At 47.4% G+C, this 25,980-nt stretch carries 25 protein-coding genes; 12 read left to right on the top strand and 13 right to left on the bottom strand.

All coding sequences use genetic code 11. From position 1 onward, the window contains the following. Positions 1–89 precede the first annotated feature (89 nt). The 3 genes from LZD49_RS15915 (at position 90) to LZD49_RS15925 (ending at position 3,121) form a co-directional block, all read left to right on the top strand. A complete protein-coding gene (locus tag LZD49_RS15915; protein ID WP_015813879.1) occupies positions 90–395 on the top strand; it encodes an HU family DNA-binding protein in 306 nt (101 codons plus the stop codon). 30 nt (positions 396–425) lie between these two features. Further along, positions 426–1,289 carry a tetratricopeptide repeat protein gene (locus LZD49_RS15920; RefSeq protein WP_234668568.1) on the top strand — a complete coding sequence of 288 codons (864 nt, stop codon included), beginning with the start codon at positions 426–428 and terminating at the stop codon, positions 1,287–1,289. Between the two features lie 269 nt (positions 1,290–1,558). Next, on the top strand, positions 1,559–3,121 hold the full coding sequence (locus tag LZD49_RS15925) for an Rne/Rng family ribonuclease (RefSeq protein WP_234668569.1): 1,563 nt from the start codon (positions 1,559–1,561) through the stop codon (positions 3,119–3,121). A gap of 21 nt (positions 3,122–3,142) precedes the next feature. Here LZD49_RS15925 and LZD49_RS15930 read toward each other — a convergent pair whose 3' ends face one another. From LZD49_RS15930 to aat, 5 genes are all read right to left on the bottom strand, one after another. Next, entirely contained in the window at positions 3,143–3,970 is an 828-nt protein-coding gene (locus LZD49_RS15930) for an enoyl-CoA hydratase/isomerase family protein (RefSeq protein WP_234668570.1), read from the bottom strand. A 39-nt stretch (positions 3,971–4,009) separates the two neighbouring features. Beyond that, complete coding sequence (locus tag LZD49_RS15935; protein WP_234668571.1) at positions 4,010–5,095, bottom strand: M20 family metallo-hydrolase; 1,086 nt, start codon at positions 5,093–5,095, stop codon at positions 4,010–4,012. After that, positions 5,089–6,339 (bottom strand): glutamate-5-semialdehyde dehydrogenase, encoded by a 1,251-nt coding sequence (locus LZD49_RS15940; RefSeq protein WP_234668572.1) that lies wholly within the window; start codon positions 6,337–6,339, stop codon positions 5,089–5,091. The genes LZD49_RS15935 and LZD49_RS15940 overlap by 7 nt, the downstream gene beginning before the upstream one ends. Beyond that, positions 6,339–7,370 (bottom strand): glutamate 5-kinase, encoded by a 1,032-nt coding sequence (gene proB / locus LZD49_RS15945; protein WP_234668573.1) that lies wholly within the window; start codon positions 7,368–7,370, stop codon positions 6,339–6,341. The genes LZD49_RS15940 and proB overlap by 1 nt, the downstream gene beginning before the upstream one ends. Positions 7,371–7,496: 126 nt before the next feature. Next, on the bottom strand, positions 7,497–8,105 hold the full coding sequence (gene aat / locus LZD49_RS15950; RefSeq protein ID WP_234668574.1) for a leucyl/phenylalanyl-tRNA--protein transferase: 609 nt from the start codon (positions 8,103–8,105) through the stop codon (positions 7,497–7,499). Between the two features lie 375 nt (positions 8,106–8,480). Here aat and LZD49_RS15955 point away from each other — a divergent pair, with 375 nt between their 5' ends. The 8 genes from LZD49_RS15955 to hemH all read left to right on the top strand — a co-directional run bounded on the left by LZD49_RS15955 (position 8,481) and on the right by hemH (position 15,523). Next, the gene (locus tag LZD49_RS15955; protein ID WP_234668575.1) at positions 8,481–9,212 is read left to right on the top strand and encodes a GNAT family N-acetyltransferase; all 732 of its coding nucleotides are present in this window, start codon (positions 8,481–8,483) and stop codon (positions 9,210–9,212) included. Between the two features lie 136 nt (positions 9,213–9,348). Then, positions 9,349–10,551, top strand: a complete 1,203-nt coding sequence (argG, locus tag LZD49_RS15960; RefSeq protein ID WP_234668576.1) for an argininosuccinate synthase — start codon at positions 9,349–9,351, stop codon at positions 10,549–10,551. 8 nt (positions 10,552–10,559) lie between these two features. After that, on the top strand, positions 10,560–10,793 hold the full coding sequence (locus tag LZD49_RS15965) for a DUF2281 domain-containing protein (RefSeq protein WP_234668577.1): 234 nt from the start codon (positions 10,560–10,562) through the stop codon (positions 10,791–10,793). Beyond that, on the top strand, positions 10,790–11,203 hold the full coding sequence (locus LZD49_RS15970) for a type II toxin-antitoxin system VapC family toxin (RefSeq protein WP_234668578.1): 414 nt from the start codon (positions 10,790–10,792) through the stop codon (positions 11,201–11,203). Before LZD49_RS15965 ends, LZD49_RS15970 begins: the two co-directional genes overlap by 4 nt. Next, a complete protein-coding gene (argC, locus tag LZD49_RS15975) occupies positions 11,190–12,173 on the top strand; it encodes an N-acetyl-gamma-glutamyl-phosphate reductase (RefSeq protein WP_234668579.1) in 984 nt (327 codons plus the stop codon). The genes LZD49_RS15970 and argC overlap by 14 nt, the downstream gene beginning before the upstream one ends. A gap of 42 nt (positions 12,174–12,215) precedes the next feature. Continuing rightward, positions 12,216–13,352, top strand: coding sequence for an aspartate aminotransferase family protein (locus tag LZD49_RS15980; protein ID WP_234668580.1), 1,137 nt, complete (start codon positions 12,216–12,218; stop codon positions 13,350–13,352). 70 nt (positions 13,353–13,422) lie between these two features. After that, positions 13,423–14,370, top strand: coding sequence for an N-acetylornithine carbamoyltransferase (locus tag LZD49_RS15985; protein WP_234668581.1), 948 nt, complete (start codon positions 13,423–13,425; stop codon positions 14,368–14,370). Between the two features lie 79 nt (positions 14,371–14,449). Beyond that, a complete protein-coding gene (hemH, locus tag LZD49_RS15990) occupies positions 14,450–15,523 on the top strand; it encodes a ferrochelatase (protein WP_234668582.1) in 1,074 nt (357 codons plus the stop codon). A 42-nt stretch (positions 15,524–15,565) separates the two neighbouring features. Here hemH and LZD49_RS15995 read toward each other — a convergent pair whose 3' ends face one another. From LZD49_RS15995 to LZD49_RS16010, 4 genes are all read right to left on the bottom strand, one after another. Then, entirely contained in the window at positions 15,566–16,714 is a 1,149-nt protein-coding gene (locus LZD49_RS15995; RefSeq protein ID WP_234668583.1) for a cysteine desulfurase family protein, read from the bottom strand. Between the two features lie 75 nt (positions 16,715–16,789). After that, entirely contained in the window at positions 16,790–18,193 is a 1,404-nt protein-coding gene (glmM, locus tag LZD49_RS16000) for a phosphoglucosamine mutase (protein WP_234668584.1), read from the bottom strand. 181 nt (positions 18,194–18,374) lie between these two features. Next, complete coding sequence (locus tag LZD49_RS16005; RefSeq protein WP_234668585.1) at positions 18,375–19,115, bottom strand: peptidase; 741 nt, start codon at positions 19,113–19,115, stop codon at positions 18,375–18,377. A 49-nt stretch (positions 19,116–19,164) separates the two neighbouring features. After that, the gene (locus tag LZD49_RS16010; protein ID WP_234668586.1) at positions 19,165–20,169 is read right to left on the bottom strand and encodes an alpha-E domain-containing protein; all 1,005 of its coding nucleotides are present in this window, start codon (positions 20,167–20,169) and stop codon (positions 19,165–19,167) included. Positions 20,170–20,390: 221 nt separating this feature from the next. Between LZD49_RS16010 and LZD49_RS16015 the strand changes: the two genes are divergently transcribed. Then, on the top strand, positions 20,391–21,956 hold the full coding sequence (locus LZD49_RS16015; RefSeq protein ID WP_234668587.1) for a helicase HerA-like domain-containing protein: 1,566 nt from the start codon (positions 20,391–20,393) through the stop codon (positions 21,954–21,956). 169 nt (positions 21,957–22,125) lie between these two features. Here LZD49_RS16015 and LZD49_RS16020 read toward each other — a convergent pair whose 3' ends face one another. The 4 genes from LZD49_RS16020 to LZD49_RS16035 all read right to left on the bottom strand — a co-directional run bounded on the left by LZD49_RS16020 (position 22,126) and on the right by LZD49_RS16035 (position 25,816). Further along, complete coding sequence (locus LZD49_RS16020) at positions 22,126–22,683, bottom strand: acyl-CoA thioesterase (RefSeq protein ID WP_234668588.1); 558 nt, start codon at positions 22,681–22,683, stop codon at positions 22,126–22,128. Between the two features lie 9 nt (positions 22,684–22,692). Continuing rightward, complete coding sequence (locus LZD49_RS16025) at positions 22,693–23,778, bottom strand: Gfo/Idh/MocA family protein (RefSeq protein WP_234668812.1); 1,086 nt, start codon at positions 23,776–23,778, stop codon at positions 22,693–22,695. Positions 23,779–23,791: 13 nt separating this feature from the next. After that, entirely contained in the window at positions 23,792–25,144 is a 1,353-nt protein-coding gene (locus tag LZD49_RS16030; protein WP_234668589.1) for a neutral/alkaline non-lysosomal ceramidase N-terminal domain-containing protein, read from the bottom strand. A 138-nt stretch (positions 25,145–25,282) separates the two neighbouring features. Then, positions 25,283–25,816, bottom strand: a complete 534-nt coding sequence (locus LZD49_RS16035) for a YceI family protein (RefSeq protein ID WP_234668590.1) — start codon at positions 25,814–25,816, stop codon at positions 25,283–25,285. Between the last annotated feature and the right edge of the window lie 164 nt (positions 25,817–25,980).

Here is a 25,980-nt window from a genome sequence, read left to right on the forward strand (position 1 = left end):
TTATGAAAATTACCGTACCTTTGTGTTCCCAAAATTTACAGGAGTAAGTAAATTAATGAAATAATATCCACTTAAAGTAAACAATCAAAGTGACTAAGGCAGACGTAATCGCACAGATTTCTGAGAAAACAGGCGTGGACAAGGGCGATGTTCAGCAAACGCTAGAATCGTTTTTTACCGTGGTAAAGGACTCACTTTCTGATGGTGAGAACCTTTATGTTAGAGGTTTCGGTAGTTTCATCAACAAAAAACGTGCACGCAAGGTTGCCCGCAATATTTCAAAGGGAACTTCCATGATTATTGACGAGCACTTTGTACCAAGCTTCAAGCCTGCAAAAGTTTTTGTTGAGCAGGTAAAAGAAAGTGACAAATTGAAAGCAGTCGCTGAAAAGTAATTTACCTGAAAAAGGTTGGGTTATAAGAGTATGAAAAAGTCTATTATCCTTTCTTGTGTGCTTGCGGTTGCGCTTGTGGGAACATTATTTAGCCTTCCCAAAGTGGTTGTAAACAACAAAGGCAAGGATGTGGACAAAGAGAGGAGCCAGTCGGGCGCCGCTACGTCGGCAACCGCTGCTGCCACAACGGCGGCGGCAGCTGAATCTTCTTCCAAATCGCATGATGGAGCCGCTTTATCCCCTGATCAACAAAAGGTTGTTGATCAGCTGAGGAGCGGCTTCAATCAGGCGAGTGACAAAGACAAGGTTTTGGCGGGTATCAAGCTGTCGGATGAGTTTGCAAAGCTTCAGAAATTTGACAGCGCTGCATTCTATGCCGAAAAAGTGGCCCTGCTTTCTCCTGCGATCGAAAACCTGATGAGGACGGGCGACCGCTACTATGAGGCGTACGGTTTCGCAGTGGACGAGCAAAAAGCCAAAAATCTGGGTATTAAGACCCGAGAATATTACCAAAAAGCAATTGATCAAAATCCCGGACTGTTGACTGCCAAAGCCAACATGGCGATGACTTATGTGAACACAGAGAACCCTATGCAGGGAATTTTGATGTTACGCGAAGTGATCGACGCGGATCCTACCAACGAATTGGCATTGTTCAATCTGGGGATCCTGTCCATGAGATCTAACCAATATTCAAAAGCTGCTGACAGGTTCAGACAGATCTTAACCAACAATCCTGCCAATACGAAAGCCAAGTTCTATCTCGGTCTTTCACTGGTTGAATTGGGTGACAAGGAACAAGCAAGCAAAGTTCTGTCAGAGGTTAAAAAAGAGGAAAAAGATCCGGTTATCCAGCAAGCCATCAGCGAGCTGGAAGGCCGCCTGAACAACTGATCATCAGATCATTAAGAAAATATCATTACTTATTTTATAAACGACATAATCATGCCTTGCGGAAAAAAGAGAAAAAGACATAAGATCTCCACTCACAAGAGAAAGAAAAGACTCAGAAAAAACAGACATAAGAAAAAATAATTGGCTATGACCGGATTTTAAACTATTAAGATCCGGTCATCCTTATTCCCCACGTTTGTATCCCGCTAACTGTCTGATATGCGGGAAGTTAAGTATCAACATTATCTAGCCATTCAGTTGGTTGAACATTGAGTAACGAATTACTAATCAATTCTACTCAAAAGGGAGAGCGTATAGCCCTTTTGCAGGATAAACGTCTTTTAGAATATCACGTAGAAACACCAGATCAGAGCTTCACCGTAGGCGATATTTACCTCGGGACAGTTCGGAAGCTGGTGGCAGGGCTTAATGCTGCCTTTGTAGACGTTGGTTTTGAGAAAGATGCATTCCTGCATTACCTCGATTTAGGCCCCAATATCAACTCGCTGAATAAGCTTACCAAGGACGTCATTGCCAAGCGCGTGCATTCCGGCAACTTGAAAAATTTCAAGATGGAGCCGGAAATCGAAAAGCTGGGTAAAATCGATAAAGTTCTTTCCAAAAACCAGCCAATCCTGGTTCAGATCGTCAAGGAGCCCATTTCTACAAAAGGCCCCCGACTTTCGTGCGATATTTCTATTGCTGGTCGATACATTGTACTTGTACCATTTTCCAATTCAGTCAACCTGTCCAAAAAGATCACTGATAAGCAGGAACGAAACCGCTTGCAGCGATTGATGTCTTCTATCAAGCCTCAAAACTTCGGTGTAATTATCCGCACTGTAGCGATGGGCAAAGATGTGGATGAGCTCAATAAGGATTTACAGGACTGCCTCGACAAATGGGAGAACGGTATTAAAGCATTGAAGGACGCCAAGCCCCGCGACCGCGTCATCGGTGAAATGAACCGCGCTTCCTCCATCATCCGCGACATGCTGAATGAGTCATTCGACAGCATTACCGTAGATTCTAAGGAAGTTTATGATGATATCAAAGCATACATCCACAACATTGCGCCGGACAAGGAGAACATCCTGAAACTGCACAGTGGAAAGAACAAGCTGTTCGAACAATTCGGTCTTGAAAAACAGATCAAATCATTATTCGGGCGTTCGGTAAGCTTGCCCAATGGCGGTTATTTGATCATCGAACACACCGAAGCGTTGCACGTGATCGACGTCAATAGCGGTAACAAATCCAATTCCGAAGAGGATCAGGAAGCGACTGCACTGAGCGTGAACCTGGAAGCTGCGAAGGAAATTGCCCGTCAGCTACGTCTTCGTGATATGGGCGGCATTATCGTCGTCGATTTTATCGACATGAAAAAGGCGGAGAACAAACGTACGCTTTTCGATGTCATGCGTGATGAAATGAAGGGTGACCGTTCGAAATACACCGTTCTCCCGCTTTCAAAATTCGGTCTGCTGCAAATTACGCGTCAGCGTGTAAGACCGGAAATGAACATCGTCACCCGCGAAACTTGCCCCACCTGTGGCGGAACGGGCACAATCCAGGCGAGCATCCTCGTATCCGACGTGATCGCCAACAACCTCGATTACATCCTCACCAAGCAGAACGAGCGGGGCATCACCATCTCTCTCCACCCGTTCCTACATTCCTATTTCACAAAAGGACTGATCTCAGAGCAGATGAAATGGTTCTTCCATTACAGAAGCTGGGTGAAGCTGATCAAAGACTCGTCATTAGGCGTGGTTGATTTCAAATTCCATAACCGTTATGGGGAGGAAATTGAAATTGTGCCGGTCAATTAGAGATTTGCCCCCAACTGGCAATTACTTTCCTTTCCAGACTGGTTCCCGCTTTTCTTTGAAGGCTAGTGCTCCTTCTTTGGCGTCCTCTGTTTGAAGCAGTTTGTTCAATTCACTTTTGAGGAATATATGTTGCTCATTATGATGGACTTTATGCAATTCCCGCAAACCTTTTATTCCTGATTGTATCGCCAATGGCGCGCTATTGCAAATTTGTGCGGCTATTGTATTGACCTCGGCTTCAATACTCACTTTTTCAGCCAGATGCGTTACCAAGCCCATTTCCAACGCTTCCGCACCTGAATAGGCTTTCCCCATAATCGACATTTCTAAAATCTTTCTCTGTGACATAATTGGTAAAAGCGACGCCATTACCTGCATAGGCCAGATACCACGCTTTACCTCTGGCAAACTGAAACTTGCTTCTGGGACACTGAAAACGAATGTGCAGCCGCATATTATTAAAAAACCTCCCGCAAGCACGGGGCCTTCAACTTGGGCAATGCAGGGCTTCAACAGGTCATTGAATGCGTCACCTAACCGTACTTGCTCACGAATAGTTGGCAAACCTGGATTCAAAGTATCGGCTGATGCGTCGTGAAATGCATTTAAATCAGCGCCCGCGCAAAAGACTGAGCCTTCCGCTTTTAACACTATGCAGCGAATTTCAACCTCGTAATGCGCGTAAGCAAGCGCGAAGGTGATTTCCTCGGCCATCGTCGGCGTGAATGCATTCCGCTTTTCCGGGCGACTTAATGTGATGGTAAAAAGATGCCCGGCCTTTGCAGCTTTAATGTGCAAAAACCGGACATTATCAAAAGCACTGGTATCTTCCTGGGTGTAGAATCGCATGCCCAAACGAGGTTAGTTCGTTCTGGCAAGTATAATAAATTATTGCGTTACCACACCTTCTACCATTCTAATATACTGCGCGATCCCCTCTTCGATTTCATGAAGATAAATAAATTCATCTGCGCTATGTGAACGCGCGGAATGCCCTGGGCCCATTTTCAGCGATGGACAATCCAGCAACGCCTGGTCCGAAGTGGTAGGCGAACCGTAGGCATTGCGTCCCAATTTCAAACCCTCTTGTACAATCGGATGATCCATCGGAATGCTCGACGGCCTCAGCCGGATCGAACGCGGTGTTACTTCCGATTGGATATTGGCTTTAATCTCTTCAATCACTTCCTCCAAAGTATATTGATCCGTCACCCGCACATCGATCGTGAATGTACACGCATCAGGCACTACATTATGCTGCGTACCTGCATTGATGATCGTCACCGACATTTTAATAGGCCCGAGCGTTGGCGAAACCTTCGGGAACTTGTATTCGGTGATCCACTGAATGTCTTTCAATGCTTTGTAAATGGCGTTTTCACCTTCTTCGCGCGCGGCATGCCCGGAAACACCTTTCGCAGTACAATCCAGCACGAGCAAGCCCTTTTCAGCAACCGCTAAATGCATCTCGGTAGGTTCGCCTACGATCGCAAATGCAATTTCCGGGAGTTCCGGCGCGACGATTTCCAAGCCTTCCTTACCTGAAATTTCTTCCTCGGCAGTCGTAGCGATGGCAACGTTGTAAGTCAAATCCTCCCTATTATAGAAATAACAAAAAGTAGCGATAAGCGACACGAGACATCCCCCGGCATCATTACTTCCCAAACCATACAACTTCCCATCCCGCTCGATGGCTTTGAACGGATCAAGCGTCCACGATTTGTTCGGCTTTACCGTGTCGTGATGTGAATTAAGCAACATGGTAGGCTTAGCTGCATCGAAATGCTTGTTATAAGCCCACAGATTGTTTTTCTTGATATAAAAAGGGATGTTCTTTTTGGTAAAGAAATCCGCGATCAGTTTGGCTGTATTTTCTTCTTCCCTACTGAAAGAAGGCGTTTCAATGAGGTTTTTCAATAGCGCGATGGCCTCCGCGGACAGCGTTTGCAGGTTTTCCAAAGTGTTATCTACCATCTTACCTGTCCGTCTCCTTTAACAATCCATTTCTCTGTCACCAGTTTTTCTAATGCAAACGGGCCTCTGGCGTGCAGTTTCTGGGTGGAAATACCAATTTCAGCACCTAATGCAAAAACGCCCCCATCCGTGAAGCGCGTAGAAGCATTAGCATAAACAGAAGCAGCATCCACTTCTTTCAGAAATGTCTCGATAGCTTCTTCATTGGTTGAAATAATAGCCTCTGAATGGCGTGATGAATAGTTTTCAATCTGTTTTAGAGCATCTTCCAGCCCATCGACAATCTTCACTGAGCATTTGAAATCCAGGAATTCCCTTCCAAAATCATCTTCGGTAGCTCTCTGCAAAAAGGGATATTCTGCATTTTGGAGAATGGCGTAAGATTCCTCATCCGCAAAAACCTCCACATTCCATTTAATAAAGTCCTCTTTCAATTTAGGAAGAAAACTTCCCGCTACTTCTCGATCTACCAACACAGTATCCAGCGCATTGCAGGCAGAAGGCTTAGAAACCTTTGCATTCACCACAATTTGCGCGCCTTTATCCAGGTCTCCTGTCTTTTCAACATATGTATGGCAAACACCCGCTCCGGTTTCAATGGTTGGAACAAGTGAATTCTGACGCACAAACTTGATCAGTCCTTCCGAGCCGCGCGGAATGATTATATCGACATATTGAATGGCGGTCAACAGTTCCGCAACAAACTCGCGACCTGTGGGCAGCAATGTCACAGCCGCTGCAGGCACGCCGAAATCAGCCAATGACTCATGGATCAGACCCACCAGATAAGTATTGGAATGCTGCGCCTCTTTTCCGCCTTTAAGTACGCAGGCATTCGCAGAGCGCAGGCATAATGAGGCCACGTCAATCGTCACATTCGGACGCGATTCATAAATAACACCCACCACGCCCAAAGGCACCGCAATTTTCTTCAGCGACAAGCCTTGCTGAATGGTTTTTTCGACAAAAACTTCTCCTGTCGGATCCGGGAGTTCGGCTACGTCAATCAGGCTTTGCGCCAGTTCGTTGATCCGCTTCTGGTTCAGGAGCAAACGGTCCTTTTTCGGGTCGGCATCATCCATTAAAACCAGGTCTTTCTGGTTTTCGGCGATGATGTTTTCGGCATTGGCCAGCACTCTGGCCGAAAGTGAGATCAAAAGATCCGCCCTTTGTCGGTCTGTCAGCCTGCGGACAGCGGCTGAAGCCTCCCGCGCTTCTTTTAATTGAGGTATTATCGATTCCATTATAACAAAACTATATCATTGGCATGCGCCACTTCAAAATTCACTGTTTTCAAGTTCGTCCGGATCGCGGACGAGGTCTCTCTCGCGCGCGCTACGGCGATCATTTCATCTTCGGATGAATAGATCTCTATGATCTCACCCGCTTCAAAATCGCCCGTCACTTCTGTTACGCCTACCGCAAGCAAGCTTTTCCGCTTCAATAGTGCATTGGACGCACCTTCGTCGATATGCAACGTGCCCGATACCAGGCCACCGCTTCCGAGCCAGCGGTTGCGGGCCGATAATGTGCTTTTTCCCGGCGTTATCAATGTCCCTGCTTCGCCTTTTAATGCATTGAGCAGTTCATTCTGCTGGTTCATTCCAAAGATTACCACGCGGATCGCCATGCGCGACGCCAGCTTGGCGAAAGTCAGCTTGGAGGCCATTCCGCCAAGTCCCAGGAAAGATTTATCAGTCCTGACAAACTTAAAAACCTCGTTCACATTAGATACGTTCCGCAGGATTTTACCTTCCTCATCGAGCAAACCGCCCACGGAAGTACAGAACATTAGTGATTCGGCACCGAAACCAACGGCTAGCAAAGTAGCTAGCTCGTCGTTATCCGAAAATTTAAGCTCACGGTCGCTTACCACGTCGTTTTCATTCACGATCGGGATAATATTGTTGGCCCACAGCTCCTCGAAAGTTTCTTTGAGTTGCAGGAATTTGTTACGGTTCGCAAAATGCTGCCGCTCGCAAAGACTTTGGGCAATGTAAATCTTATTCGGAGCGAAATAGGAGGCATAAAGGCCCACCAGCAACGGATTACCGACAGACGCCGCCGCCTTTCGCTGGGTCATTGTACCCTTATAATCATTGATATATGCCTTACCAGCACCAACCGCACCCGAAGAAACGATGATGATGCGATACTGCGAATGGATTTCCGAAACCTGCCGGGCTATTTCCGAAATGATCCTGACATCAGGTTCACCCGAAGAAAGCGTGATAGAGGCCGTCCCGAACTTGATGACGAGAATAGGTTTTGACACTTTGGTATTCAAATAAGCGGCATCCTGGCTGAAATTTCCGATGCCCTGTAATCAATCTGGTGCTAAAAATACTTCTTTTCATACGAAAACGGATGCCCAACCGAAGCCCGCCGTTCATTTGGCACATTATAATTCGCTTAAAACCGCCCCATCGAACCGCCTTCTGAGCTTTAATGCTTTCTGCAAATGATCGAGGTATTGATCGCGGGGTATTTCAATAGCGCCATAACGAAGCACATTGTCATTAATAAACTGCGTATCCAGCAATGCAAAACGGTTTAATTTGAGTATCTGTATCAAATAGTGAAACGCCACTTTCGATGCATTACTCTCGATCGTAAACATCGATTCCCCAAAAAACACCCCATTAATGGAAACCCCGTACAACCCTCCCACAAGCCGGTTTTCCCGCCAGGCCTCTACGCTGTGCGCATAACCGATTTCGTGCAATGCGGTGTAGGAAGCAATGATTTCCTCCGAAATCCAGGTGCCGGGCTCATTCGCACGGGGGAGCGAGCAACCGCGCATAACGCCCTCAAAGTCGGTATTGATCCTGATCTCGAAGTGTTGCTTGTTGAGCACCGGCCGAAGCGACTTGGAAGGCTTATAAGTATCAATAGGGATAACCGCGCGCGGATTGGGCGAATACCAGTAGATCGTACCATCAGCCTCGGCCATCGGGAATATGCCATTGATATAGCCGTTGAGAAGGTCGTCGGTACTGATTAGAGACATGAAAGCCACTGAGTTAAAATAATATTGTTAATCGAAGGGTAAATGGCACGGATTCCGGCGTGCAGTAAGTCCGGTCTTTGAAACTTTACATTACAAAACGAACCATAAAAATATATCTTCTGTTTCTTTGGAGTAAGATTTTTTTTTCTAAAATTTGCAGCCTCTTAGACGCAAAGCAAGTCAATGAATCACAACGGCATACATACTTTTCTGCATACTACGCCTTTCCGATTCAGGTCCCCCAGGACCGCATAATCTTCTTTTACCTACGTGGTAAATATCTAATACCCGCAATTTTCTTACAATTTCTAGACGTCCCATCGTTTCCTCTGGGTAGTTATTATTGTCTTGAACATTTTGTCAGCATAGTCATCAATGAAAAATACCGAAGTAGTAGGCAGTAAGTTTATCGTACAGACTGCCAATGAAAATCACCTTCATTACGCCGAACAAATCTGCGCGGAGATGGAGGAGAGCGCTAAAAAGCGTGGTACTGGTATAGCCAAACGTTCCCCTGTATATATCATGGAGAAAATGGTGGAAGGAAAAGCCATCATTGCCACCACCGAAATAGGCGAATGGGTAGGTTTTTGCTACATCGAAACCTGGGAGCACGGAAAATTTGTGGCGAATTCGGGATTGATCGTACATCCTGATTTCCGCAATAGCGGCATGGCGAAAGCGATTAAAATGAAGGCTTTCGAGCTGTCGCGCCAGAAATATCCCGATGCCAAGATTATCGGTATCACCACCAGTCTGCCGGTGATGAAAATCAACTCAGACCTTGGCTACGAACCAGTTACATTCAGCGAACTTCCCGCCGACGACGCATTTTGGAAAGGCTGCGCAAGCTGCGTAAACTACGATGTACTCACCCGGACCGGTAGAAAGCATTGCCTTTGCACGGGAATGATGTATGATCCCGAAGATAAGAAACCCGCTGCGACGCAATCCAACAATACCGCCACCGCGACTGAAACCCATACCTGGGATTTTCTGAAAGAATCCAGCCTTTACGAGCGTTGGATGCGCATCAAACAACGCATTTTATTGCGAAGGGAAGAACGCGCCAAAAAGAAAAACGCCGGGGCCGTGCTGGTACATTAATGTGCCGCACACTTTAACAGATATTGCATCTCATTTAAATACCCCGCCCGGCAACCGTAAAGGCCCGATGCGGGGTATTTTTTGTTACTTTTGCTCCGCAAATCAAGCATTTAGTCAGAATTAGAATTTACATATAATGTCACAGCCCAAAGTAGTATTAGCGTTTAGCGGAGGATTAGATACCTCTTTTTGTGTAAAATATTTAGCCGAAGACAGAGGTTACGAAGTGTATTCGGTTTTGGTTGACACCGGTGGTTTTTCGGACGAAGAGCTGAAAACGATCGAAGCGAATGCCTATACTTTGGGCGTGAAGCAACATACTACAATTTCGAAGACCAAGGAGTATTATAATGATTGTATAAAATACCTGATCTTCGGTAACATCCTTAAAAACAATACGTACCCATTGTCTGTGAGCGCAGAGCGTATTTTCCAGGCGGTAGCGGTAGCCGAATACGCGAAAGAAATCGGTGCTACGGCGATCGCACACGGCAGCACGGGTGCAGGTAACGACCAGGTGCGTTTCGATATGGCTTTTCGGATCATTATTCCCGAAGCTGAAATCATCACCCCAATCCGCGACCTGAAACTTTCGCGCGAGGCAGAAATCGAATACCTCACGGCCAAAGGCGTTTCCCGCGAATGGACCAAAGCTGCTTATAGCATCAATAAAGGCCTTTGGGGAACATCGGTTGGAGGAAAAGAAACATTGACATCCGACCAATACCTTCCCGAATCGGCTTGGCCTACGCAGATCACTAAAACAGAGCCCGAGCGCATCACATTGGAATTTGTGAATGGTGAGTTGAAAGGCGTGGCTGGTGAAACTTTTGAAAACTCTGTGACGGCCATTCAGAAACTAGCTGCTATTGCACAGCCTTTCGGAATCGGCCGGGATATTCACGTGGGTGACACGATTATTGGTATTAAAGGTCGCGTAGGCTTCGAAGCTGCGGCTCCATTGATTATCATTAAGGCACACCATACGCTTGAAAAACATGTTTTAACGGAGCAACAGCTTTACTGGAAAGAACAACTTTCGAACTGGTACGGTAGCTTATTGCACAAAGGCCAATTTGTAGAACCGGTTATGCGTAACATCGAGACGTTCCTAGCGGATACGCAGTCGCACGTAACGGGTAAAGTACACGTCTACCTGGCGCCGCACCGCTTCTATGTAGAAGGTATCGAGTCGCCCTACGACCTGATGTCGTCCAAATTCGGCAGCTATGGGGAAATGAACAACGCCTGGACTGGCGACGATGTAAGAGGCTTCTCAAAAGTGGCTTCGAATCAGGTGATGATTTATGGCAAGGTGAGTGATTCTATTGAACAGTAATGATGAATATGACCAAAATAGAACTTCAAAGTCAAATCGAACGGAAAGTCCAGGGGTTACCTGCCGACGTTCTTCAGGAACTTTATGACTATCTGGAATCTATTTTGGAAAAACGAAAACAGCAGTCTGAATTGAAAGACGGATTGCTAGAATGGTGGAAAGGCATTGCCGATTTTTCTGACGACTTTTTAACTCAACGTATCCAGCCTCCAGTCGATAAATCCGAAAATTTATTCGAATGAAATATTTGTTGGATACCAATATTGTGGCCTACATCATCAAGAAAAGGCCCATTGAAGTCTTACATAAGCTGCAATCGCTCGATTGGACGGAGATCGCGATCTCTTCCATTGTAGTAGCGGAGCTATGGTATGGCGTTGAAAGAAGTCAGCTTAAAGAGCAGAACAGGACAGCACTGGAAGCTTTTCTGAAACCATTTACGATCCTGGATTTCGACTCGCGGGCAGCCGAGCAATATGCTTCGGTCCGGGCGGATTTGGAAGGTAAAGGGAAAGTAATTGGAGCAAACGATCTGTTGATTTCGGCACACGCATTGAGCCACGGACTCATCCTGGTCACGAATAATGTCAAAGAATTTGAGCGGGTTGGAGGCTTAGAAATTGAAAACTGGATTACAAATGAGTTACATTAACATAGGCATCATTGGCGCTGCGGGTTACACCGGTGGAGAATTAATCAGAATACTGATAAACCACCCAAATGTAAACATCGCATTTGCGCATAGCAAGAGCCAGACCGGCAAGCCGGTCTATGCGACGCATACGGATTTGCTTGGCGATACGGAACTGGTGTTTTCTGGTGACGATATTCAGCCGCTGCTGGATCAGGAAGGCTTAAATGCGATCTTCCTTTGTTCAGGTCACGGAGAATCGAAAAAGTTTCTAGATGAATATCAGCTGCCGGCGTCGGTAAAAGTCATTGACCTCAGCACCGATTTTAGGGACGAGTCAGATGGCTTTGTGTATGGCTTGCCTGAGCTTCAAAAAGAGCGGATCAAGGGTGCAACCAAAATCGCCAACCCTGGCTGTTTCGCGACGAGTATTGAGCTGGCCGTTTTACCGTTGGCCAATGCAGGACTCATTAAGGACGAGGTTCACGTGAGCGCGGTTACGGGTAGCACGGGCGCCGGACAGGCGCTGAGCGCGACGACGCATTTTACATGGCGGAGCAATAACATGTCGATTTATAAGGCATTCACGCACCAGCATTTGACGGAGATTAAAATGACTTTCGGCAAATTGCAGGCTGGATTTGACAAACCGGTGAACTTCGTGCCTTATCGCGGGGATTACACGCGGGGCATTATTGCGAATGTTTACACCCGGTTTGAAGGCACTTTGGAAGAAGCAAAAGCCATTTACAAGGAGTATTACGCTTCGCACCCGTTCACGCATGTAAGCGATACGCCGATCGATTTGAAGCAGGTTGTGAATACCAACAAATGCTTCGTGCATCTGGAAGTTCATGATGGGCAACTGCTCATTACGAGCATCATCGATAACCTTACCAAAGGCGCGTCGGGCCAGGCGGTTCAGAATATGAATTTAGCATTTGGATTGCCGGAGGATGCAGGGCTGCGCTTGAAAGCGCCTGCATTTTGATGCATTTACCACTTTAAGAATCTTAAACGAGATCAAAAAACAATGTCACACTTATTTGACGTCTACCCCATTTACGATATAGAACCCGTTAAAGCCGAAGGAAGCTATCTCTGGGATCAGCATGGTACCAAGTACCTCGACCTTTATGGCGGACATGCGGTGATTTCGGTGGGCCATTGCCATCCTTATTATGTGGATAAGCTGACGAAGCAATTGAATGCAATCAGCTTTTACTCCAATTCCGTAAAAATTTCTTTGCAGGAAGAACTGGCTGAAAAGCTGGGTGAGCTTTCCGGTTACCCGGACTACAAACTGTTCCTATGCAACTCAGGCGCGGAAGCGAATGAGAATGCGCTGAAACTGGCTTCTTTCCATAATGGCAGAACGAAAGTGATTTCTTTCACTAAATCGTTCCACGGCCGGACCGCAGGGGCGGTGGCGGCTACGGACAATCCGTCGATCGTTGCGCCTGTGAATTACAAGGAGCATGTGACGTTCCTACCATTCAATGATACGGCAGCCGCTTCCGAAGGCATTACCGACGAAGTTTGCGCTGTCATCGTGGAAGGCATTCAGGGTGTGGGCGGTATCAATGTTTGTACCGACGAGTTTTTACAGACATTGAGACGCAAATGCGACGAAACCGGCGCTATCCTCATCCTCGACAGCGTGCAATGCGGCTACGGCCGGACCGGTAAATTCTTCTCCCACCAGTTTAGCGGCATTCAGCCAGATATTATGTCGATGGCGAAAGGTATGGGCAATGGCTTCCCGATCGGGGGGATTTTAATTTCTCCAAAATTCAAAGCCAGCTACGGCTTACTGGGAACCACATTCGGCGGAAACCATCTGGCTTGCGCGGCAGGTGTGGCTGTCCTGGACATTATGAAAGAAGAAAGCCTGATTGCAAATGCGGCTGAGATCGGTAATTATTTGCTGGAAGGCATTAAGGCGATCGGCGGTTATAAGGAGCTCAGAGGTCGTGGACTAATGATAGGGATCGAATATGATTTCCCGGTGAAGGACCTACGTAACAAGCTTTTGTTTGAACACAAAATGTTCACAGGCGTAGCTGGTGCGAACACAATCCGCCTTCTGCCGTCGCTCGCATTGGGTAAAACGGAAGCCGACCTTTTCCTTGAGGCCCTGAAAAAGGAAGTATCTCTCACAGCCGTTTGATTTTTTTGAACTAATACCATCCTTGCCATAGTTGAGAATAGGAACACCTATCTCCGAAATTTTAACCTGAATGAAACACTTTCTTTCCATTAAAGACGTCACCGATCTCCCTCAGCTCATCAGCAGCGGCATCGCAGCCAAAAAGGATCCGTTTGCGGACCAGGGGCTTGGGAAAAACAAAACGATAGGCCTGTTGTTTTTTAATTCGAGTCTGAGGACAAGGATCAGCACCCAAAAAGCTGCTCAGAACCTTGGCTTGAATGTGATCACCATGAATGTCGGACAGGATGGTTGGGGGTTGGAAATGGAAGAAGGCGTAGTCATGAACGGTGACAAGGCAGAGCACGTGAAGGAAGCGGCGGCGGTAATTGGCAGTTATTGCGATATCATCGGCATTCGCTCTTTCGCAGGTTTACAGGATCGGGAGAAGGATTATTCGGAAATCGTTTTTCAACAATTCGAAAAATATGCGCAGGTTCCGATCGTGAACCTGGAATCAGCTACGCGGCACCCGCTGCAATCGCTGGCCGACTGCATTACAATCGAAGAATTTAAGTTGAAACAGCGTCCAAAAGTGGTGCTGACCTGGCTTCCGCATTTCAAGGCATTGCCACAGGCAGTAGCGAATTCGTTCTGCGAATGGATGAACCCGATGGAAGTAGAGCTCGTGATCACGCATCCGGAAGGTTACGATCTTTCGCCTGAATTTGTGGGCAAAGGCCAGGTTATTTACGATCAGGATAAGGCGCTTGAAGGCGCGGATTTTGTATACGGCAAAAACTGGTCGTCCTACAACAGCTACGGACAGGTTTTGAACAACGATCCTTCCTGGATGATCACCGAGGCGAAAATGGCTTCGACAGACAATGGCAAGTTCATGCATTGCCTGCCCGTTCGCCGCAATATGAAAGTGGCCGATGAAGTGCTCGATGGCCCTCGGTCGTTGGTTATCGAACAGGCTGCCAACCGCGAATGGTCGGCGCAGGCTGCATTGAAAGAGGTCTTGTTAGGACTGTAATTGCTATTTTTGCAAGACTGAAATACAAAAAGAAGCGGTCGCCCGGCGGCTGGCTTTCTCTCATGAAACTGTTAATAAAATGAGTACAACTACATTGGCTCAACCCTCTGATTCAACAACTCTCGACGAAGTCCGTAAAACCGGTGTGCTGATTGTGAACCTCGGAACGCCCGACAGCCCTTCAGTTCCTGATGTACGCAAATACCTGCGCGAGTTCTTGATGGACGAACGTGTGATAGATATTCCGTATATCAACCGCTGGTTTCTGATCAACCTCATCATTGCTCCTTTCCGCGCGCCGAAGTCCGCGAAAGTTTACAAACAGCTCTGGCGGCCCGATGGCTCACCATTGAAAACCTACGGCTATTCGGTAAAAGACAAGTTACAGAAGGTTTTGGGTGAGGATTACATTGTCGAGCTCGCGATGCGCTATCAGAACCCGAGCATTGAGAAGGCATTAGTAGCATTGCGAAAAGAGTGCCTTACCGAAATCATCGTCGTGCCATTCTTCCCACAATATGCCTCGGCTTCGACCGGTTCAGTGTATAAGGAGGTAATGCGTGTCGTGAAGGACTGGGAAGTTTTGCCTGAAATCCGCTTTGTAAACCGTTTCCTGGAACACCCAAAGTTCATCAAGGGTTTTGTGGATTTAGGTAAAAAATATATGGCGACGCGCGATTACGACCATTTCGTGTTCAGCTACCACGGCCTGCCCGAGCGGCAGATCACGAAGGGCGATGTTACCGGCAGTTTTTGCCAGTTCGGCAGCTGCTGCGACAAGCTCGATTACCGCAACCAGCATTGCTACCGAGCACAATGTTTTGAAACAACGCGTCTTTTAGTCAAAGGATTGGGTATTCCGGAAGGCAAATACACGACTTGCTTCCAATCGAGATTGGGCAAAAATCCGTGGATCAAACCTTATACCGACGAGGTGATCCCGGAACTGACTAAAAAAGGCGTTAAAAGCGCATTGGCATTTTCACCTGCCTTCGTAGCCGACTGCCTCGAAACGACGATTGAAGTAGGAGAAGAATATAAAGAGCTGTTCGAAAAAGAAGGCGGCCAGCACTGGCAGCTTGTCGAAAGTCTCAACGACAGCGATATTTGGGTGGAAGCACTCGAAGATATCGTAAAAAACCCGACCGCCTGATTCAGGGGCCGGGTTTTGGCTTTTATAAGCCGATGCCTTATTCTATAAGATAATACTTTCTTTCTTGTAAAGGCCGATCAACGTCTCGGCTGCGTAATCGATGTCGGTTTCGGTGTTGTATTTCCCAAAAGAGAAACGCACATTGGCTCGGTTTTCATCGATCCTGAGCTCGTTTAAGACGTGTGAGCCAATATCGGTGCCGCTTGAACACGCGCTGCCGCCAGAAACGGCGATTCCGGCGATGTCCATGTTAAACAGCAACATATCGCTGATATCAGACGGTGGAAGGCTTACGCTCAGAACCGTGTAAAGGCTTTTACCAAGTTCTTCCGAATTGCCATTAAAAATTACCCCCTCAATTCCCTCTCTCAATTTGCCTATCATACGTTCTTTCAGGCCTTCGATATGTTGCTGGTGTGCGTCCATATCGCGGTAAGCAATCTCTAGTGCCTTCGCCAGACCTACAATTCCGTAGATATTCTCCGTCCCCCCGCGCATGTTACGCTCTTGCGCCCCTCCGTGTACGAACGGATTGATCTTGGTACCCGGACGAACGTACAAGAACCCAATGCCTTTCGGCCCATTGAACTTGTGCGCTGCGCCAACGATAAAATTGGTTTTCAGCTTTTGCAGGTCGTGGCGGTAATGGCCCATTGTCTGCACGGTATCGCTGTGGAAAATCGCGTCGTATTTTTCGCAAAGATCACCAACAGTTTCCAGGTCGAGGAGGTTGCCGATTTCATTGTTACCATGCATAAGCGAAACCAGTGAGCGGGGCTTCGAAGCCAGTAATGCTTCCAGATGTTCCAGATCGACCTCCCCTTTTTCATTCAATTTCACAAAACTCAGCTCGATCTGCCCGGTCCTCTTCAAATGTTCGAGGGTATGCAGCACGGCGTGGTGCTCGATACGAGAGGTGATGGCGTGTTGAATGCCAAACGTTTCGATGCTTGAACGAATGGCCGTATTATCGGCCTCGGTTCCACCGGATGTGAAGAAGATCTCCGCCGGCGCTGCATTCAAGATTCCCGCGATACTTTTTCGGGCACGCTCAATGGATGAACGAACGGCACGGCCGTATGAATGAATGGAAGAGGGGTTACCGAATTGTTCGGTCATCAGCGGCAGCATGGCTTCCAGGACTTCGGGGTCCAGCTGCGTTGTAGCCGCATTGTCCAGATAGACTTTCATTGGGATATAAAATTAGAAAGATCACTTATCGTCTTTCAGACAACAAGTGACCCATATTAGCTAGCAACAGCTTAATTATTTCTTCGGTTCCGAGATGATTTCCTTGATATCCGAAATGATTTTATTGGCAAGGTTAATGGCAGTCGTCTGCGTTTCCGACTCCGAGTAAATGCGGATAATAGGTTCGGTGTTAGACCTTCTCAAATGTACCCATTCGCGGTCGAACTCAATGCGGACGCCATCGACAGTATTTACCGGCTGTTTGGAATAGCGGCTCTGGATACGGTCGAGAATATTGTCAACATTGATCTCCGGCGTGAGCTCGATCTTATTTTTAGAAATATAATAATTTGGGTACGCTCTTCTCAAACCAGAAGCTTTTTTGCCCGATTTTGCCAAATGCGTGAGGAACAATGCAATTCCTACCAGCGCATCACGACCGTAATGGCTCGCTGGATAGATCACCCCGCCATTGCCTTCACCGCCGATCACCGCATTATTGGATTTCATCGCATTCACCACATTTACTTCGCCCACCGCCGATGCCAGGTACTCTCCACCAGCTTTAATAGTGACGTCGCGCAAAGCTGCGGTTGATGACAGATTCGAAACCGTATTACCCGGGGTGTGTTTCAAAACATAGTCCGCAACGGCTACCAAAGTATATTCTTCACCAAATGGCGTTCCGTCTTCGCACATAAGCGCCAGCCTGTCCACATCCGGATCGACGACAATACCGAGCTGGTAAGAGCCATTATTCAACTCTTTGCTGATGTCGTGAAGGTGCTCGGGAAGCGGCTCGGGATTATGCGCGAAATTGCCCGTAGGCTCGCAATTCAGTTTCTTGATATTTTTCGGATCAACGCCCAGGGCTTCCAGTAGCTGTGGCACCGCAATGCCACCAGTTGAGTTCACCGCATCGACTACTACCCTAAAATTGGCATTCTTGATCGCTTCCACATCGACGAGCGACAACGACAACACGTGATCAATATGCTTTTGAAGATATGTATTGTCAGAAGAATAGCTTCCCAACTTTTTGACATCGGGAAAAATAAAATCTTCCTGATCGGCAATGCGCAGCACTTCCGCGCCTTCCGCTTCGGAAATGAATTCTCCTTCGTTGTTGAGAAGTTTGAGGGCATTCCATTGAACTGGATTGTGGCTTGCCGTAAGGATTATACCGCCCGCCGCACCTTCCGCTGCCACGGCTATCTCGACAGTAGGTGTAGTCGAAAGGCCCAGGTCGAGCACATTAAGCCCTACACCCTGCAAAGTACCGGCTACCAGGCGACTTACCATTTCACCGGAAAGCCTGGCATCTCTGCCGATCACGACCTTCAAATTTTGTGGATTAGTACGCCTCACCCATGTCCCGTATGCAGCAGCAAACTTAACAACATCAATCGGAGTCAGCGCCTCACCCGATTTTCCACCCACGATTCCCCTGATTCCTGAGATAGATTTAATTAACGTCACGATCTAGAATTCCTCTTTATGTTTAGTTGCAAAAATACTAAATTCCCACACCGTAATGAGCTTTTTCTACAAACAAAAAACAACAATTGAGTTTCTGGACTTATACCTTCCGCCTGCTAACGGCTTCATTGATTTACCGGAAAACTGGCGATAATATCTGTTAGCGAACTTATTTCAAAGGTTACGCCTTCGAAATTTCCCCCATTTTACCGAACACCGGATCCATCCATTCGAGCGATAATTTCTGTACTGAGTTGCTTAGCAACGCACTCCACTGCTTACCCACATAATCCAGGTCATCCTTTTCAAAACGATGCTCTACAAGCTGGAAAGAATCTTTTTCGTACATGACGATATCTATCGGGTAATCCACGTCATTAGAACTTACTCTTGTAGAATCGAACGACAAGAACCCAATCTTCAATGCATCCTGCATCGACGAATCGAATTTGAGGCTCCGGTACAACAGCGGCTTCCCATAACCCGAGTTTCCGATGATAATAAACGGCGACCCGTCGCCTACTTCCACCCAGTTGCCTTCGGGATATAAAAGAAAAAGCTTGTGTTCTGAATCGTGTTCCAATTGCCCGCCTATGATGGCGAACAGGTTGAACACCAGCCCCGCATTGTTCAGGGCGAACCGGTCCTCCTCGGCTACCCGCCTGACCTGCTGACCCAATGCATTAACGGCTTTGTAAAGCTTGTCAAATGAAGTGTCCCGTTCTTCGAGGACTTCCTTGAAATAGGTAATTGCCTTGTCGCGCACCGACCTCAGACCCGAGGTCATTACAAAAATCGAATGCTTTTCTGACTGATAAACAGATACTTTTTTATTGGTTGAAACCTCTGTTCCGGAAGTAAGGCGCGTATCCGCAATGGCCACCAGGCCGGATGCGACTTTGATACCCAGGCAATATGTCATGTCTTACACAGCTCAATGATGATAGGGTCGCTAAGATATGAAAGTTTGATCAGTTCATCCATTGGCTTTTGAAATGCCCCTGGCTCTGGCTTTGCGACTGCCCTGTTTCCAAACCAAAGTACATATCAAAGAGTTTATTGTCTACTTCATTGTTCTTGATCTGGAATTTATCGAGATACTCGTGCAAGCCCATTTTAAAAACATCTTCTACGTCCGTGAATTCAAGCTCGCTGCGAATCTTGCTCAAAACACGCTCCGCAGGATTGGTGTAGCCGCGCTCGGGAATAGAACCCGCGATAGCATACAACGAAAGCTCCGCCTGCCGCACGCAATAGGCGATTGAACGCGGGAAGAGTTTGTCGAGGATCAGGAATGCCACGATATTCATCGGCGTCAGCGCCCGGTGCGTTTGACGGTACATATTATAGGCACTCACCGATTTCAACACCGCGGTCCAGAGCATGAGGTCGAGTGTAGAGCCCGAAGTGCCCGAATCCTGTAATAAGGTGAAATATTTTACGTCCAGAAAGCGAGAGCATTTGTCGGCCCGCTCGATGTGCCGGCCCAGCCGTCCAAAATGCCAGGCTTCATTACGTGTAATGGACGAGTCGACCACGCCGTGGAAAAGCTGGCAATTTTTACGGATGTCGGTAAAATATGCCTGCATATGGTCCATATTCCGAAAATCATCGGGTGACGTTCCCTTGATGGCCAGGTAAAACGTGTTGATACTTTCCCACATCTCTTTCGAGATCGTTTCACGGATCGTCCGCGCGTTCTCTCGGGCCTCGTAGAGACAACTGATGATCGAGTTGGGATTACGCTTATCGAATGTCATAAAATGGATAACATCCTCTTTCGTAGGCTTATCGTAATATTTGTAAAACAAAAAGTGGTCGGCCGTTGCGATGAGAAGCGGCTCCCATTGTTCGTCCACATCGGGCGGGAGATCCAGGGCCAGGTTAAAATTAACTCCCACGAAACGGGCATAGTTCTCAACCCGTTCCATGTAACGATTCATCCAGTAAATAGAATTCGCAACTCGACTCAACATAAGCGGAAAGTAATGTTCCTAGAAATAGTAAATCAGAATAATCATTAGGCGATCATACCAAAATACCTAATAAAATTTTGCAAATACAAGGATATACAAAAAGTAATATTATTTCCTCAAAGATTATTATTTCACAAATTTCTTCCACCCGACTTGTAATCTTCCTGAAACATTTAAAATTTGTAAATTAACCTTTCATCAAACCATAACCCGTATTTCCTGTGTCAAAGAAAGAACAATTTATTGCAGCAATTCAGAAATCTTATCAAACTGACAAACCTGTAATTCATTTGGGGTCGGCTATTCTCGAGGGAGAGATCATAGGCGAGGCCCGCGTGAACCTTCCCTTGCGCATGATGAACCGCCACGGACTGGTTGCCGGGGCTACCGGATCTGGTAAAACGCGTACCCTGCAGGTATTTGCCGAGCAGCTTTCCGCAGCGGGCGTGCCGGTATTCATGTCCGACATCAAAGGCGATCTTTCGGGCATTGCACAGCCCGGAAAAACCAATGCAGCCCTCGAAGAACGTGCGCAAATACTCGGCACCGTTTTCGAGCCCAAAGGCTTTCCTGTTGAACTATATTCATTGAGTGGCAAAAAAGGAGCGCAAATGCGGGCTACCGTGCTCGAATTCGGGCCGATATTGCTTTCCAAAATATTTGAACTAAACGAAACACAGGCCGGCGTACTCGCTATCCTGTTCAAATATGCCGATGACAAGGATTTGCCGATGGTCGACCTGAACGACTTGAAAAAAGTCCTCAACTACCTCGCCGAAGGCCCGGGCGCCGCGGAAATCAAAGCTGATTATGGTACCATTTCCGCTTCCACGGCGGGCACGATTCTCCGGAAAATCGTTGCATTGGAACAACAGGGCGTCGGTAGTATTTTCGGGGAACGCTCGTTCGATATTTCCGATCTTATTAACAAAGTCGACGGACAGGGTGTGATCAGCTTACTGAACGTGTCCGACGTACAGGACAGACCTGCCTTGTTCTCGACATTCATGCTCAGCCTTTTAGCAGAATTATATCAAAGACTACCGGAAGCCGGTGATCTGGACAAGCCTAAGTTGGTATTCTTCCTCGACGAGGCGCATTTACTTTTCAAAGACGCTCCAAAAGCATTCCTCGAACAGATCGAGCAAGTGGTCCGACTAATCCGTTCCAAGGGCGTGGGAATTTTCTTTTGTACCCAAATGGCGCAGGATGTGCCGGTATCGGTGCTTGGCCAGCTTGGTAACCGTGTGCAGCACGTGCTCCGTGCATTCACGCCGCAGGACGCCGAAGGCTTGAAACAAACCGTCAAAACTTATCCGAAATCGGATTTCTATTCCATTGACCGGCTGCTGACGACATTAGGTATCGGCCAGGCTTTGATCACTGTTTTGAACGAAAAAGGTATCCCTACCGAAGTGGCAGCAACACATCTCATGCCTCCGGCTTCCGTAATGGGGCCGATGGTGCAGGCTGACTATGACCAGCACGTGCAGCAATCGGATTTGTATGCGAAATACAAAGACCCCCTCGACCCGGAAAGTGCCTACGAAATTCTGACCAAACGAATGGAAGAACACGCGCGTAAGGAGGCTGAGGTGAAGGAAGCGGAAGTGCAGGCAAAGACGGAAGCGAAGAAAGAAAAAGAGCAAACGAGCATGATCTCTGATGCACTGAATTCCCCTCTTGCCAAGCAGATAGGGCGAGAGGTTGTACGCGGCGTTTTTGGAATGCTGTTTGGCAAAAAAAGCAGTACCCGGAAAAGCGGCGGTGGATTGTTTGGATTTTAACGAAAATCCGTCACGCTGAGCGTAGTCGAAGCGTAGTCGAAGCGTAGTCGAAGCGTAGTCGAAGCATAGTCGAAGCGTAGTCGAGGCACATCTATGATGTCGTAAGGACCGCCTTCGACTGCGCTCAGGCTGACAGCAAAATGTGATTTGCTTTCTTTAAACATTCCTATTAAACGTCCGTATCATACCCGATCACGCAACGCTGGTTATCAAGCTTGTGTAGATCATCGGACACATCGAGGCGTGTTTTAGCGTTGTCGAATGCATCACGGTACTTCTCCTTTAACTCCCTGCGCTTGATCGCTTCCAGGAACCTTCTGGCGTCATCTTCGTTTTCCAGCAGCAATTCGGGCACGACCGTCGGCTTGTTATCGTCGTCTTTGGCCACCATCGTTACATAGGATGTATTTGTATGTCTTACGGTGCGGTTGCGTACATTCTCCGCCACCACCCGTATCCCGACCACCAGTGAAGTCCGTCCGACATAGTTGACCGACGCGTGCAATGAAACCAGATCACCGACTTCCACAGGCTCCAGAAAATCCACGGCATCCACCGAAACCGTCACACAATACGTCCCTGCATGCCTCGACGCGCACGCATATGCGACTTTGTCGATCAGTGAGAGAAGAATGCCGCCATGTATTTTCCCTCCAAAGTTGGCATAGGACGGAATCATCAATTCGGTAAGAGTAGTCTGAGAAAAACTGACGGGCCTGGGCTCCATAGGTACTATTTATTTTTTTAAGAATATGGTTTTACCCGTTTTGGCAGCCTCCTTGGCTGTTTCAAGTATTTCTACGACGGTCACATTCACCGGCAGTCCGTACAGGTCGTTCTGGTCGAGTTTCAGGCGGCCTTGCACTACATCGGCCAGCACTGAGAACGGATCAGTGTAAGGAGCAGGACGCGGATCAAGTTTGAGTGTTTCCTCAGGTGCTTTTTCTTGCAGGCGTTGACGCACGACGGTCGGGTTTACAGCCACAGCGTAACCTTTATTGCCGTACACTTCCATGTCCTTCCGCGCGAATGACCAGTTCCAGGAGCCCTGAATAATGCATTGCGCTTTGGGATATTGCAGAATAATAGATGCTTCATCGTCGACGTTCTTGTAAATATCCGGCTTGTTCTGATGCGTGACAGCCGTAATTGAAATCGGCCGCTCACCTTTCATGAGCCAGGTCATCAGATTTGCGCCATAGCAACCAAAGTCGACCAATGCACCTGCGCCGTTTTTTACCGGATCAGTCAAAATCGCAAAAAATTCCTTGCTGACCCCTATTTCCTTTGGCCCCTGGTGGCCGTCATTGACCATTACTTTCCGGATTTCACCCAATTTACCTTCCTGAATCAGCTGGTTCACATGCTGATTGCTTGCGTACCAGGATGTTTCATAATTAGTCAAAACCTGGATATTGTTCTGCGTGGCCAGTTTCTGGATTTCCTTTGCATCGGCAAACGTCGTTGCCAGCGGTTTTTCCACCATTACATTCACTTTCCGCGGTGCACAGGCACGCACCACTACCACGTGTTCATTGATCGCCCCAAAGGCTGAAACAGCCTCCGGTTTCGTCTCGTCGAGCATTTTATTAAGGTCTGAATAAAACAGCTTCGGATCGAGTTTATAGCGCTCTGTAAACTGCTTTACCAGATCGGGATTGGTTTCCCAGATTCCTACCAATTGAATATCGGTTTTGTCTTTACGGTTAAAAACCCAGCCGACGTGACCGTGGCTGAGCCCCGCTACCGCCAGGCGAACGGGTTTCTGGGCCATGGAAGAAAGGCTCAGTAATGCGAAAAAGAGGCCTGCAAGTGTTCTCATCATTAGTTACGGTTTAGGATAATTTATCAATAATATCTTTAATCACTTCCTGCAAATAGGCACCATTGTACGGCCCGTACCAGCTCATGGTTTTAGTCTCGTATAAATCGCGGTTGAAATACTTATCGTGGGTTATGTAGCCGATGTAGCCGCCGTTGAAGCTGGTTACCATCAGGTTCAGGCCTTTGGTTTTGGCATAGGCATCGAGGCTGGCTGTAAGCTCCCCTGAAAAGTCGCACGGCATACCTACCATCAGAATATTACCAATCCGCAACGCTTTTACAAACACCGGGTATTCACCGAACGCTTTTTTGAATGCCCATGAGCGGAGCACGATGTTCATCGTCAGTCTCGGAGACGGCGCTCGGAGGGGAAGCGGCAAAGTAAGGGTTTCCACAATGGCATCCTTCGAGTCTTCCTTTTTTGTATTAGTGGACAACAATGCATTCTGAACACCGAACGCCTGGTTTTTCACTTCATCGAAGTCATCGGTACCTTTTTCAATCGGTCCCATGCTGCCTACAGCGCCGGCCATGTACATCGCAAAATTGTACCGGCCTTTTTCCAACGAATCCACGAGCGCGCCCGGGTAATCACGCGAGAGGACGATATTTTTGGAATTCAAAACTGTGGAATGCGCCGCGAAAGAACTCAGAATAGCCTTCTGCCCATTTCGTGTAACGAATGCCGCTGAACGTATCTCTGGGTCGATGCCTCCCTCCTCTCCTACCAACCGGTTACGGATATCAAGCGAATCGAGCGATTCCAGATAGCTGAGTTGAACAGGCTCCACCTTACTTTGTGCCTCGGTAATGGCCTTGTGGATAGCATTTGCAAGGTTTTCCACGATGGCGGGATCATATTTCCCCGAAAAGAACAGTGACGAAACACCCGTTCCCCACCCGCCGATACTATTATGGCTGTGCGTGGCGCCGAAATAGATCTGTTCAAAAGGAATATCGCTGGGTTTGAGCCGCTCGCGCAATGCTTTGATCACCGTCGGTGGAATAATAAGCAGGTCGGCAGCAATGATCGCAGCTTTGGTATGACCATTATCAATCACCATCGCACGTACATATACGGAGTCGTGCACGGCGGTGTATTGCCTACCTCTGCGGTTACCGTATCCGGCAGTCGGCGTTGGCGATGCCGGTGTGATATTGACCTTCGCCCAACCAGCTTGTAATGTGCCCGAAGCACTGCCAGTGTCGGGTTTCACACCGCCGATGAGCGCTTTCCATTCTTTGTAATAGGCCATTTGCTGATAGGGCGTATCATCCATGGTTGTGATCATGGTAGCGATGGCGACCACCAGCAAGAGCAGGAATACTCCGATAACTTTAAGTACTATGCGCAGCAATTTCATGGATTGCGTATGGAAGAGTTCAGGTTTGACTGAAAAGGCGGGAAGCCCCGTTTTCTATTGATCACAAAAATACCCGGCAAACCAGGTTTCGGTTCATGCCGGGTATTAAATGTTGATGAAAATGTGTTTAAAGCCCGGTTAAGCTTCCTTCACAAGCTGGATATTGGCGATCAGCTTCACATCTTCACCAATCACAAGTCCTCCGGAATCAGTCAATTGCATATAATTCAGGCCATATTCCTGACGGCTGATACGCCCCTCTACCTCGAAACCAATACGGAGATTACCATTCGCATCCTTCTCAGCTCCACCATATTCGGCGTCGAGCTCGATAGGTTTGGTAACACCTTTCAGCGTAAGAAGGCCCGAGAGCTTATAATTGTCGCCTTTTACCTTATGAAAATAGTTGGATTGAAAAGTTATATGCGGAAATTGCTCAGCATCGAAGAAATCCGCCGAACGTAAATGGGCATCGCGCATTTCAACATTGGTATCTATACTGCTCACATCCAGTGAGAAATGTATTTCCGCGTTTTCAAAGTTATTAAAATCCGAAGTAGCCCCGCCTTCAAAGTTTTTGAAAGAACCTGTGATCGTCGAAATCACAAGGTGTTTGATCTTAAATTGCACTTCTGAATGCGTGGGGTCTACGATCCATTTTGTAACTGCCATAGATGTATTATTTAAATTTCACTAAATGCTACTCGCCCTAAAATTAACATTACTGACATAAAAACGTCGATAAAAAGGATTTAATTCTGGTCTGTGCGTATGTTCATGATAAAATAAATGGCACGTAATTTTTAATTAATTAAGCATCATTACATTGAACTCAA

Source organism: Dyadobacter sp. CY261, from assembly GCF_021440085.1.
Classification (GTDB): domain Bacteria; phylum Bacteroidota; class Bacteroidia; order Cytophagales; family Spirosomataceae; genus Dyadobacter.